This window comes from Arthrobacter methylotrophus (genome assembly GCF_039539965.1).
Lineage (GTDB): Bacteria > Actinomycetota > Actinomycetes > Actinomycetales > Micrococcaceae > Arthrobacter > Arthrobacter methylotrophus.
In genome coordinates, this window is sequence record NZ_BAABED010000001.1 from 849920 (window position 1) to 862355 (window position 12436).

At 62.1% G+C, this 12436-nt stretch carries 9 protein-coding genes; 8 read left to right on the forward strand and 1 reads right to left on the reverse strand.

Going from position 1 to position 12436, the window contains the following annotated elements:
* Positions 1–77 precede the first annotated feature (77 nt).
* The 7 genes from ABD884_RS04275 to ABD884_RS04305 all read left to right on the forward strand — a co-directional run bounded on the left by ABD884_RS04275 (position 78) and on the right by ABD884_RS04305 (position 10390).
* Entirely contained in the window at positions 78–1925 is a 1848-nt protein-coding gene (locus ABD884_RS04275) for an ABC transporter ATP-binding protein (RefSeq protein ID WP_345037588.1), read from the forward strand.
* Positions 1926–2347: 422 nt separating this feature from the next.
* The gene (locus tag ABD884_RS04280) at positions 2348–4030 is read left to right on the forward strand and encodes a peptide ABC transporter substrate-binding protein (protein WP_345037604.1); all 1683 of its coding nucleotides are present in this window, start codon (positions 2348–2350) and stop codon (positions 4028–4030) included.
* A 133-nt stretch (positions 4031–4163) separates the two neighbouring features.
* The gene (locus tag ABD884_RS04285; RefSeq protein ID WP_345037612.1) at positions 4164–5093 is read left to right on the forward strand and encodes an ABC transporter permease; all 930 of its coding nucleotides are present in this window, start codon (positions 4164–4166) and stop codon (positions 5091–5093) included.
* The gene (locus ABD884_RS04290; RefSeq protein ID WP_345037622.1) at positions 5083–6033 is read left to right on the forward strand and encodes an ABC transporter permease; all 951 of its coding nucleotides are present in this window, start codon (positions 5083–5085) and stop codon (positions 6031–6033) included. The genes ABD884_RS04285 and ABD884_RS04290 overlap by 11 nt, the downstream gene beginning before the upstream one ends.
* An 11-nt stretch (positions 6034–6044) precedes the next feature.
* Positions 6045–7757 (forward strand): dipeptide ABC transporter ATP-binding protein, encoded by a 1713-nt coding sequence (locus tag ABD884_RS04295; protein ID WP_345037631.1) that lies wholly within the window; start codon positions 6045–6047, stop codon positions 7755–7757.
* A 284-nt stretch (positions 7758–8041) separates the two neighbouring features.
* Complete coding sequence (gene typA / locus ABD884_RS04300; RefSeq protein ID WP_345037644.1) at positions 8042–9970, forward strand: translational GTPase TypA; 1929 nt, start codon at positions 8042–8044, stop codon at positions 9968–9970.
* Between the two features lie 42 nt (positions 9971–10012).
* Positions 10013–10390 (forward strand): hypothetical protein, encoded by a 378-nt coding sequence (locus ABD884_RS04305; protein ID WP_035741237.1) that lies wholly within the window; start codon positions 10013–10015, stop codon positions 10388–10390.
* A 3-nt stretch (positions 10391–10393) separates the two neighbouring features.
* On the opposite strand, the gene ABD884_RS04310 is transcribed toward ABD884_RS04305, so the two are convergent.
* A complete protein-coding gene (locus ABD884_RS04310) occupies positions 10394–10900 on the reverse strand; it encodes an ArsR family transcriptional regulator (protein ID WP_345037659.1) in 507 nt (168 codons plus the stop codon).
* 63 nt (positions 10901–10963) lie between these two features.
* Here ABD884_RS04310 and ABD884_RS04315 point away from each other — a divergent pair, with 63 nt between their 5' ends.
* Entirely contained in the window at positions 10964–12298 is a 1335-nt protein-coding gene (locus ABD884_RS04315; protein ID WP_345037667.1) for an MFS transporter, read from the forward strand.
* Positions 12299–12436: the final 138 nt, after the last annotated feature.

The window sequence follows — 12436 nt, forward strand, 5'->3', positions numbered from 1 at the left end:
CCCTAATAATTCAGGATTCCGGGCTACTTCACTAATCACCCCTTGGAGGGTGGCCCGGGTGGAAGGGAACACCCAACATGACTGACAACGCCAGCCCCGAACCAGAGGCAACCCAACTCGAGACTGCCTCCGATAAGACTGTGCCGGGGAGCGTGGTGCTGGAAGTCCGCAATCTCAGTGTGGACTTCGGCGTGGAGAAAAAATGGGTCCCGGCCGCCATTGGACTGAATTATGAAGTCAGGGCAGGCGAGGTCCTTGCGATCGTCGGGGAATCCGGCTCTGGAAAGAGCGCCAGTTCCATGGCTTTGCTCGATTTGCTGCCAAGCAACAGCAGAGTCAGCGGGAGCGTGAAGCTCTCGGGCAAGGAGTTGCTTGGCGCCAAGTCGAGCGCCATTCGGGAAGTCCGCGGCAAGGACGTGGCGGTGATCTTCCAGGAGCCCATGACTGCCCTCAACCCCGTCTATACGGTGGGAGCACAGATCGTGGAGACCATCCGGCTGCACAACGTCGTCTCCCCGGCCGAAGCCAAGGAACGGGCATTGCGCATGTTGGAGCTGGTGGAACTCCCGGACCCGGAAAAGGCCTTCAAGTCGTATCCCCACCAGCTTTCCGGCGGCCAGCGTCAGCGCGCCATGATCGCCCAATCGTTGTCCTGCGATCCGAAACTCCTCATCGCGGATGAACCCACCACTGCACTGGACGTGACAGTCCAAGCCGAGATCCTGGACCTGATGCGCCATCTGCGCAACAAACTGGACAGTGCCATCGTCCTCATCACGCACGATATGGGCGTCGTGGCAGACCTCGCTGACCGCATAGCAGTCATGCGCAAGGGCGTCATTGTGGAGACGGGTACCGCGCAACAGATTTTCAGCAACCCGCAGCATGAGTACACCCAGGCGCTTCTGGCGGCCGTTCCGCACTTGGGACAGGGGGCAGAAAATGCCGACGTCGACGTGACCGCAGCTTTGGCTGCGGCAACCAACACGGAACTGGAATCGGTTGAACACGACGAGCTGCTTCGTAGGGAACGGCAGAACCAGGCGGCTCTGAAGGCGGCGGCGGAAGAGGCTGCCAGGCCCAAGGGCGAGCCCGTGCTCGAGTTGATCGATGTAGCGATCGAGTACCCCAAACAAGGCCGGGTTCCCGCATTCCGCGCCGTTGAGGGGGCCAACTTGGTGATCTACCCCGGCCAAGTGGTGGGCCTTGTGGGCGAGTCAGGATCCGGCAAAACGACCATTGGACGCGCCGCCGTCGGGCTCTTGCCTGTGGCCGCGGGCAGCATGCGGGTGGTAGGGCAGGACATTTCGGCCGCCAAGCGGAACGGGAAGCAACTGCACGAGGTCCGGCGCGATATCGGCATGGTCTTCCAGGATCCATCGTCGTCGCTGAACCCGCGCCTGCCTATCGGCGAAAGCATCGGCGAACCCATGTTCCTTGCCGGGGTCGCCAAGGGCCTTGATTTGCAGAAGCGGATTGAAACCCTCCTGGACCAGGTGGAGCTGCCGCGAGGCTACCGGAACCGGTATCCGCATGAATTGTCAGGCGGACAGAAGCAGCGTGTGGGAATCGCCCGTGCACTATCCCTCCAGCCCAAACTCATGGTGGCCGATGAGCCCACGTCGGCTCTGGACGTCTCGGTGCAGGCAAAGGTTTTGGAACTCTTCCAGAACCTGCAGAAGGAACTGGGGTTCGCGTGCCTTTTCGTCACGCACGACCTCGCCGTCGTTGACGTGCTCGCAGACCGGATCTGCGTGATGCAGCGGGGCCGGATCGTGGAGCAGGGTACGCGGGAGCAGATCCTTCGCAATCCACAGGAACCCTACACGCAGAGGCTGTTGGCCGCAGTGCCCCTCCCGGACCCCGAGAAGCAGCGCGAGCGCCGGGAACTGCGCGCCCAACTCATGGCGGCCGGCATCGAGTAGCTATCCTCAGTATTGCCCGCGGCACAGACTGACCGTCGCGAACCGCAAAGGAGTCCCCGTGGCCATTGGCCGGCGGGGGCTCTTTTCGTGGTGGTCTGAGGCACTGGGGGTGTCTTTGTATGGCTTGGGTGCCCGAAAAAGCCCGGTATTCCGGGGTAGGGGCAGGATTAGGCATGGCGAGTTTAGCAAGGATTTACCAATTACGTGAAATGACTGCTTCATTTACCTGAAATGACTGCTTCATTACTAAAACTGTCAAGTGCACACTTCGTTGATCATGCCAATGGGATTCCATATTTCGGACAAGGTGTGGTTAGGATTACACATCCATGTAGGCCGCGTCACAGGATAGTTCTGTGCCTGGCCCCGGGGGCAGCCATGAGTTGCCCCGAACCCATCCCCCTGAATCCATAGGAGGCGGAATGCGTTTTTCGCGCACTTCCAAAGCTCTTGGCTTGCTGGCTGTAGCCGCACTTGCCCTTACCGGATGCGGCAGCGCCGGCTCCGGAAGCAGCGGCCAGGCCACTGCCGGCGATCCGAACAAAATCATCACCGCATACAGCAATGAACCCCAGCACCCCCTCATGCCTTCCAACACCAACGAGGTGTACGGTGGCCGCGTCGTCGACCTCCTCTTCGAAGGCCTGACCACCTACGACGCAAATGGCAAGTCCGTGAATGCCCTCGCGCAATCCATTGACACGAGCGATGGCCAGAACTACACCATCAAGGTAAAGAGCGGCGCCAAATTCACCAATGGCGAGGCCGTGACGGCCAAGAGCTTCGTTGATGCCTGGAACTTCGCTGCCCTGAGCACCAACGCCCAGGCCAGCAGCAGCTTCTTCGAGTCGATCGATGGCTACGACGCCGTCAGCGCGACCAAGAAGGTGACCGGCGCGGACGGTAAGTCCACTTCAACCCCCGCACCGACCGCCCAGACGATGTCAGGGCTGGTACTGAAGGACGATTCGACCATCACGGTCAAGCTGGCCCAGCCGGAAGCCGACTGGCCGCAGCGCCTCGGTTACTCAGCATTCATGCCGCTTCCGTCCGACGCCCTGAAGGACCCGAAGGCATTCGGTGAAAACCCCATTGGCAACGGCCCGTACAAGATGGCCGCCAAGGGTGCTTGGCAGCACGACAGCCAGATCGCCCTCGTCAAGAACCCTGACTACCAGGGCAACCGTACGGCCAAGAACGGCGGCGTGACTTTCAAGTTCTACACCGACCCGGCTCCGGCTTACACGGACGTCCAGGCCAACAACCTTGACGTGACCGACGTCCTGCCGACGAACGCCCTGAAGACCTACACCACGGACTTCCCGGACCACAACCTGAACAAGGCTTACGCAGGCAACGCAACCCTCAACATCCCGAACTACCTGCCTGAGTTCCAGGGAGCAGCCGGCCAGCTGCGTCGCCAGGCCATCTCCATGGCGATCAACCGCGATGAGATCACCAAGGTCGTCTTCAACGGCACCCGTATCCCGGCGAAGGACTTCACGTCTCCCTCCATTGACGGCTACAACGCGAACGTGACCGGCTCCGACGTTCTGAAGTTCGACGCCGCAAAGGCCAAGGACCTGTGGGCCCAGGCAAACGCCATGAGCCCGTGGCCCGCCGGCAAGGTTCTTCAGCTCGCGTACAACACCGATGGTGGCAACAAGGAATGGATTGACGCCGTTGCCAACAACCTGAAGAACAACCTCGGCATCCAGGCAGAAGGCCAGCCGTTTGCCAAATTTGCCGAGATCCTGAACCTCCGCACGGCCAAGACCCTCCCGGGCTTCACCCGCGCCGGTTGGCAGGCAGACTACCCGTCGCTGTACAACTTCCTCGGCCCGCTGCTGAAGACCGGTGCCAGCGCCAACTACGAGGGTTACAGCAACCCTGAGTTCGACAAGCTGCTGACCGAGGGCCTGGCCTCCAAGTCCACGGACGACGCCAACAAGAAGTTCACCCAGGCACAGGAGATCCTCTTCAAGGATCTGCCGAACCTGCCCCTGTGGTACCAGGCGCGCCAGGCTGTATGGAGCCAGAACGTCAGCAACGTTGACTCCGGCTGGAACGGCGTCCTGCTGTACTACAACATCACCGCAAAGTAGTCCTACTGGACTTGTTCCAAGCTCGTTAGCGCATGGGGGTCCGGCCACAAACCGGGCCCCCATGCCTTGATTCAGCACGAAAGCTGTCCCTTATGAATCCCCATATTTTCAAGAGCGTCAAGGAACCGTTGCTGTGACCCAGTACATTCTCCGGCGTTTGCTGCAGGTCATTCCCGTGTTCCTGGGAACCACCCTGCTCGTGTACTTCATGGTCTTTGCCCTCCCGGGCGACCCCATCCGCGCCCTGTTCGGCGACCGACCGCCCAGCGAGTCCGTCATTGCCGCGCTGCGCCAGCAATACAACCTCGACCAGCCGTTCTGGGTCCAGTACGGACTGTTCCTCAAGAACCTCTTCACGTTCAACCTCGGCGTGGACTTCACCGGCCAGCCCATCGCCGCCACCCTTGGCCGCGTTTTCCCGGTTACCGCCATGCTCGCCGTCGAGGCCCTTGCCATCCAGGCCGTTTTCGGCGTGGCCTTCGGCCTGATCGCCGGCCTTCGCAAGGGAAAGATCTTCGACTCCACCGTCCTGATTGCCTCCCTCGTGGTCATTGCCGTCCCGACGTTCGTCCTCGGCTTCGTGCTTCAGCTCGTCGTCGGTGTGCAGCTCGGCTGGGCCAAGCCGACCGTTGGAGCCAACGCGGACTGGGGCACCCTGATCCTTCCGGCCACAGTCCTTGGCCTCGTCTCCTTTGCCTACGTGCTGCGTTTGACCCGCGCCTCGGTCATTGAAAACATGAACGCCGACTACGTCCGCACCGCAACCGCAAAAGGCCTCTCCCGTCCCCGCGTGGTCCTGGCCCACATCCTGCGCAACTCCATGATTCCCGTAGTCACCTACCTGGGCGCGAACCTGGGTGGCTTGATGGGCGGCGCGATCGTCACCGAAGGCATTTTCAACGTGCCCGGCGTCGGCCAAAAGCTCTACCAAGCAGTAATCCGCAGCGAAGGCCCCACGGTCGTCGCCATTGTGAGCGTGCTGGTGCTGGTCTTCGTTGCCGCCAACCTGTTGGTCGACCTCCTGTACGCCTGGCTTGACCCGAGGATCCGTTATGAAAAGTAACCGTCAGATCGAGCACTATGTTGCCCCTGTCGACGAGACACCGCTGCTGGCGACCGATTCCCTCAAGGTCGACGCAGCACCCCTGAGCCTGTGGGCGGACGCCTGGCGGAAGCTCCGCCGTCGGCCGCTCTTCATCATCTCGGCGCTCATGATCCTGCTGCTCCTCGTCGTCGCGTTCTTCCCGGGCTTGTTCACCCAGACAGCTCCGAACGATAACTGCCAGCTGAGCGACTCCCTGGCAGGACCCTCGGCCGGCCATCCCCTGGGATTCACCTTCCAGGGCTGCGACATCTACTCCCGTGTCATCCACGGCACACAGGCATCCTTGACCGTCGGCGTCGTCTCCGTCATCTTCGTCCTGATCATCGGGGTAACCCTGGGCGCGTTGGCAGGATTCTTCGGCGGCTGGGTCGACACCGTCATTGCCCGCATTGGTGACATCTTCTTCGCCTTGCCCTTGGTCCTCGGTGCGCTGGTGGTTACCCAGTTGCCCTTCTTCCGCGAGAACAAGAGCGTCTTCACGGTGGTCATGGTCATTGTGATGCTCGGCTGGCCGCAAATGGCCCGTATCACCCGCGGCGCCGTGATCGAGGTCCGCAACGCCGATTTCGTGACCGCCGCCCGCTCGCTGGGTGTCTCCAAGATCGGCACCCTGGTCCGGCACGTGGTTCCCAACGCGCTCGCGCCGATCATCGTCCTTGCCACCATGGAGCTTGGCGTCTTCATTGTGACCGAGGCAACGCTGTCCTTCCTTGGCATCGGCCTGCCCGGAAGCATCATGTCCTGGGGTAACGACATTTCCGCGGCAAAGGACACACTGCGCACCAACCCCGAAGTGCTGATGTTCCCCGCAACCGCACTGTCCATCACGGTCCTGAGCTTCATCATGCTTGGTGACGCGCTGCGTGACGCCCTTGACCCCAAGAGCCGCAAGCGATGAAGGAGGCAATCATGACAACGTCCAACGTCACTATCAGCGAGGCTGAGACGGAAGAGCGCCCACTCCTGGAAATCAGGGATCTCGCCATTTCCTTCCAGACGGCGAGCGGCGAATTCCAAGCCGTCAAGAACGCCCACCTGACCATCATGCCCGGCGAGACAGTCGCCATTGTGGGGGAGTCCGGTTCGGGAAAGTCCACGACGGCGCTCGCCGCCATCGGGCTCCTGCCGGAGAACGGCAGGGTTTCCGGCGGCCAGATCCTCCTCGACGGCGAGGATATCTCCCACGCGACGGAACGGCGCATGATCGAGCTGCGCGGCAACACGATCGGCATGGTCCCGCAGGACCCGATGTCCAACCTCAACCCGGTCTGGAAGATCGGCTACCAGGTCCGCGAGACCCTGCGCGCCAACGGCAAGCCGAGTGGTCCCGCCGACGTCGCCCGCGTCCTGGGGGAAGCCGGCTTGCCGGACTCTGCGCGGCGCGCCAAGCAGTACCCGCACGAATTCTCCGGCGGCATGCGCCAGCGCGCCCTGATCGCGATCGGCCTGTCCTGCCAGCCGCGCCTCCTGATTGCCGATGAGCCGACGTCGGCCCTCGACGTGACGGTGCAGCGGCAGATCCTGGACCACCTCGAAACCATGACGGCGGAGCTCGGCACCGCGGTCCTCCTCATCACGCACGATCTCGGCCTGGCTGCCGAGCGCGCGGACAAAGTGGTGGTCATGTACCGGGGCAACGTAGTGGAGGCCGGTCCTTCGCTCGAATTGCTCCGCAACCCGCAACACCCATACACCCAGCGGCTGGTGGCATCGGCGCCGTCCCTCGCTTCCCGGAGGATCCAGGCCGCCAAGGCCGAAGGCATCCAGACGGAAGAACTCCTGGCGCCCACCGGGGCTGTAGTCGAAAAGGCGTTGCCGGAAGACGTCCTGAAGGTCGAGAACCTCAGCAAGGTCTTCAAGCTGCGCTCCGGCATGGGCAAGGCAACGGACTTCACCGCGGTGGACAACGTCTCGTTCAACGTCACGCGGGGAACGACGACGGCGATCGTGGGGGAGTCGGGCTCCGGCAAGTCCACAGTGGCCCAGATGGTCCTCAACCTGCTCGCACCGACGTCGGGGCGGATCGTGTTCGACGGCGTGGACACCTCCACCTTGAACAGCCGGGAGATCTTCAAGTTCCGGCGCCGTGTCCAGCCGATCTTCCAGGACCCGTACGGCTCCCTCGACCCGATGTACAACATCTTCAGGACCATCGAGGAACCGCTCCGGACCCACAAGATCGGTGACAAGGCCAGCCGCGAGAAGAAGGTCCGGGAACTTCTGGACCAGGTAGCTTTGCCGCAGTCCACCATGCAGCGATACCCGAACGAGCTCTCGGGCGGACAGCGGCAACGCGTCGCGATTGCCCGGGCCTTGGCACTGGACCCTGAAGTGATCATCTGCGACGAGGCGGTCTCCGCCCTGGACGTTTTGGTGCAGGCCCAGGTGTTGAACTTGCTGGCCGAGCTGCAGTCCAATCTTGGACTGACGTACCTGTTCATCACGCACGACCTCGCCGTTGTGCGGCAGATCGCCGACCATGTCTGCGTGATGCAGAAGGGCAAGCTCGTGGAAACGGGCAGCACTGACGAGGTCTTCGATTCGCCGAAGCGGGACTACACCAAGGCCCTGCTTCACGCTATTCCAGGAGCGAGCCTGATGCTGCCGCCGGTGGTGGTCTGAGCTGTTGGAGCAACCCTTCTCCAGCACTGATTGGGCAAGCTGAAGAGCCGGTGCAACTTCTCTCTGGGAAGTGGCACCGGCTCTTTGCTGTTCTTCGAAGACACCTCGTGGTTGTGATGAAGGGCACAATTCGGCTGCTTGGGGGTCATTTTTAGGCCAATAAATACCACAGCGTTTAGACTCTAGGAAGGTGCCCTGTGTCAAAGGGGCTAATCCGTCGTGCGTTCCGGTTGGAAATGTCGCGATACAACAGCTGACTTCACCACTGAATCGAGCCATTACGCATGTCTGAAACCACCACCAACACCGCCGCGGCCACTGCATCGCGCAGTGATCTGCGCAACGTCGCGATTGTGGCCCACGTTGACCACGGCAAGACCACACTGGTCGACGCCATGCTCAAGCAGACCAACTCCTTCGCCGAGCACAACCACCTTGAAGACCGTGTCATGGACTCCGGTGACCTGGAGCGCGAAAAGGGCATCACGATCCTCGCCAAGAACACTACGGTTGCCTACAACGGCCCGTCGTCCAACGGCGAGACCATCACCATCAACGTGATCGACACCCCCGGCCACGCCGACTTCGGTGGCGAGGTAGAGCGCGGCCTGTCCATGGTCGACGGCGTTGTCCTCCTGGTTGACGCTTCCGAAGGCCCGCTGCCGCAGACCCGCTTTGTGCTCCGCAAGGCTCTCGCCGCCCACCTGCCCGTCATCCTGCTGGTCAACAAGACCGACCGCCCTGACGCACGCATCGATGAAGTTGTCCACGAATCGATGGACCTGCTCCTCGGTCTGGCCTCGGACCTCGCGGACGAAGTTCCGGACCTGGACCTGGACAAGATCCTGGAAGTTCCCGTGGTCTACGCCGCAGCCAAAGTCGGCCGCGCATCCTTGGAGCAACCGGCCGATGGCTCGGCACCGGAGAACGAAGACCTCGAACCTCTCTTCAAGACGATCATCGAGCACATTCCTGCCCCGACATATAACCCCGAGGGCGTCCTCCAGGCGCACGTCACCAACCTGGACGCCTCCCCGTTCCTTGGCCGCCTGGCCCTGCTGCGCATCTACAACGGAACCCTCCGCAAGGGGCAGACCGTTGCTTGGGCACGCGCAAACGGCGAACTCAAGAACGTCAAGATCACCGAGCTCCTGGCCACCAAGGCCCTGGACCGCGTTCCGACCGAGTCTGCCGGGCCCGGCGAGATCGTGGCTGTCGCCGGTATCGAGGAAATCACCATCGGTGAAACCCTGACCGACGCCGAGAACCCGCAGCCGCTGCCGCTCATCACGGTGGATGACCCCGCAATCTCCATGACCATCGGTATCAACACCTCTCCGCTGGCCGGCAAAGTCAAGGGTGCCAAGGTCACGGCCCGCCAAGTGAAGGACCGCCTCGACAAGGAACTGATCGGTAACGTCTCCATCAAGGTTCTGCCCACCGAGCGTCCGGACGCTTGGGAAGTCCAGGGCCGTGGTGAACTTGCGCTGGCCATCCTCGTGGAGCAGATGCGTCGCGAAGGCTTCGAACTGACTGTCGGCAAGCCGCAGGTTGTCACTCGGACCATCGACGGCAAGATCCACGAGCCGATGGAGCACATGACCATCGACGTCCCCGAAGAGTACCTCGGCGCCGTCACGCAGCTCATGGCCGCCCGCAAGGGCCGCATGACCAACATGGCCAACCACGGTACCGGCTGGTGCCGGATGGAATTCATCGTTCCCGCCCGTGGCCTCATCGGCTTCCGCACCAAGTTCCTCACGGACACCCGTGGCGCCGGCATCGCTTCCTCGATCTCCGAGGGTTACGAGCCGTGGGCCGGCCCGATCGAATACCGCACCAACGGTTCGATGGTCGCCGACCGCGCCGGTGTGGTTACGCCCTTCGCAATGATCAACCTGCAGGAACGCGGCTCCTTCTTCGTGAAGCCCACGTCCGAGGTCTACGAAGGCATGATCGTCGGCGAGAACTCCCGCGCGGACGACATGGACGTCAACATCACCAAGGAAAAGAAGCTCACCAACATGCGTGCCGCTTCCTCCGACACCTTCGAGAACTTGACGCCCCCGCGCGACCTGACCCTCGAAGAGTCCCTCGAATTCGCCCGCGAGGACGAGTGCGTTGAGGTGACCCCGGAGTCCATCCGGATCCGCAAGCTGATCCTGGACTCCAACGAGCGCGCCAAGGCTACCCGTGCCCGCGCCAAAGTCTGACCCTGCGCTAATTGCAGACTGACGCAATGAACGGACTACACGTTGAATAGAAGAGCCACCGGAACAGCACGCGGCATTGCCGTTGCTGTTCCGGTGGCTCTTTTCGCTGCCTTGGCGGGCACTGCGCTGCACCGGCAGGCGCTACTCCTTGCCGGCGTCGACGTTTATTGGGGTGCCGCAGCGGCACTGCTGTTGCTCGCCTCGCTGGAACTCCTGCTCGCCGCGTGGTCCCGGTCTTTGCTCCCGACGGCAGTGGCTGGCATTGCCTGCTATGCGGCCGTTGGCGCACTCTCGGTGACCGGAACCGGCAAGCAATTGATCGTCGCCGATGTTGCGGGAAATGTGTGGGTATATGGGATCGCGGCCGTGACCCTCGTGATGCTTTTGTGGTGCCGACGGTACAGCCGCCGGCGGCGCTGATAGCTAATCGGCGCTTGGATCCCGGTGGTGGGCGATCAAGAGCGAGGTGGCCTCGCCGTCGTCGTCCGCGGGGAGGCGCATGTACTCCTCGACGACCGCCCGCAGCTTGCCCATCATTTCCTGCTGGCGTGCAGCGTTGAATTTCACGCCAAGTCGCCAGACATCGATCTCCTCGGGTGCGAGTCCGCTGGTTTCCTGGATGAACGTTTCGATCAGGACGGGCGAAATATCGTCCACAGGAGTGCTCCACGACGTGCGCGTGGCGATATAGGGGACTTCCTTGGCACCCCGCTTTCCCTTCCGGCCCTCCTGTGGCATGAGAAATCCCGTGCGGACCAAGGTCCGCACATGGTGCAGGCTCGACGCCGGATTGATGCCCAGTAGTCCGGCGATCTCCTTGTTGGTGCGCCCGTGGTGGAGGCACAGCCGCAGGATCCTCAGGCGAAGCGGAGAGCTCAATGCGCGGCCCTTGGCCATCAGGTCATTGTCCTCGCGCTCATGTTCGGTCATGGTGGTCAGTGTAGCCATCCATGAGTGATTGACATACACCAATCACTGCAGGAAACTAGGCGGGTGAATGCCGGGACCAGTGACAATGGTGAGCAAATTGACACTGCCCAGCAAACTGACACCGTCCGGCGTTCCGGTACTTCTCGGCAAGGGGCCTCGCTCTGGCGGGACCGGAATTTCACCACCTTCTGGTCGGGCCAAGCCATCAGTCAGCTGGGTGCGCAACTAGGGCAACTGGCCTTTCCCGTCCTTGCGGTGTCCCTGCTCGGCGCCAGCGAGTTCGAGGTTGGCGCGCTCAACGCCGCCGGCCTGGCGGCTTTCCTCCTGATCGGCCTACCTGCGGGAGCCTGGGTGGACCGTTGGCTGAAGCGTCGCACCATGATCGTGGCAGACCTGGTCCGGACGGCGGCGATGGCGGCGGTACCACTCCTTTGGTGGACGGGCATGCTGCAGATCTGGCACTTGTACGCGGTAGCCGCCGTCGTCGGAACCGCAACGGTCTTCTTCGACGTCGCCTACCAAAGCTATGTGCCTGTACTCGTGCATGCCGCGAAAGTGCCGCAGGCCAACTCCAAGCTGGAAGCCACCTCCCAGATCGCGCGGATCGGGGGGCCCGCCGCGGGTGGTGCGTTGCTCGCTGTCGTGTCCGCCCCGGTGCTCTTCGTTGGTGAGGCGATGGGGTATCTGGTGTCGGCCATCTTCCTGCTCAGAACGCGCGATGCGGAACGGCCCGTGCCTGCCAAGGATCGACAGCCGCTAGCAAGCGAAATCAAGGAAGGTCTGGTCTTCGTGGTCGGGCATCCGTTGATCAGCAGGATCGTGGCCTGCACGGGCGGGGTCAACTTCTTCACCACGATCGCCTTTACTTTGATGCCTGTACTGGTGCTTCGTGAATTGGAACTCGGTCCCGAGGGCATGGGCCTCATCATGGCGCTGGGGGCAGTTGGCGGACTGATCGGGGCAGTTGCCGCACCCAGGTTCGCGGCCTTGATTGGCGAGGGGACCGTTATTCCCGTGGCGTCGATGATCAGCTCGCTATTCCTCTTGCTTGTTCCCTTGAGCGCGGTGGCTCCCGAACGATGGATGTCCCTCCTGATGCTCATTGTCTCCGAGTTTGGGTTCGGCTTCGGCGTCCTCGTATACAACATCATGCAGCTCAGCATGCGGCAGCGCGTGTGTCCTCCGAGGCTGCAAGGACGCATGAATGCCTCCATTCGTTTTGTGGTGTGGGGAGTCATGCCGATCGCGGCACTTGCCTCCGGAATCCTCGCCGAAAACCTCGGCCTCGTCCCGACAATTTGGATCGGCTTGGGTGGAAGCGTTGTCTTCGTTGCGCCGGTGTTGTTCTCGCCGCTCTGGGGAATGCGCCGGCTACCGGACGGGGTGCTTGGCGCCTGACCCTTTGGGACATGCCCAGCCTTGGCTCGCAGCAGTGAGCATAATGCTGTTATGCGCATTCCTTGGTGCATTCCTTGGCGCATGCTCGATGGATATGTAGGCGCATGTCCAATAGGTGACCCTAAGGTTGGACTAGGA

What these genes read in the sequence shown, in the direction of transcription:
- ABD884_RS04275 (WP_345037588.1), top strand. Translation starts at nt 78, where the DNA reads ATGACTGACAACGCCAGCCCCGAACCAGAGGCAACCCAACTCGAGACT.
- ABD884_RS04310 (WP_345037659.1), bottom strand. Translation starts at nt 10,900, where the DNA reads ATGACCGAACATGAGCGCGAGGACAATGACCTGATGGCCAAGGGCCGC.
- ABD884_RS04290 (WP_345037622.1), top strand. Translation starts at nt 5,083, where the DNA reads ATGAAAAGTAACCGTCAGATCGAGCACTATGTTGCCCCTGTCGACGAG.
- ABD884_RS04280 (WP_345037604.1), top strand. Translation starts at nt 2,348, where the DNA reads ATGCGTTTTTCGCGCACTTCCAAAGCTCTTGGCTTGCTGGCTGTAGCC.
- ABD884_RS04295 (WP_345037631.1), top strand. Translation starts at nt 6,045, where the DNA reads ATGACAACGTCCAACGTCACTATCAGCGAGGCTGAGACGGAAGAGCGC.
- typA (WP_345037644.1), top strand. Translation starts at nt 8,042, where the DNA reads ATGTCTGAAACCACCACCAACACCGCCGCGGCCACTGCATCGCGCAGT.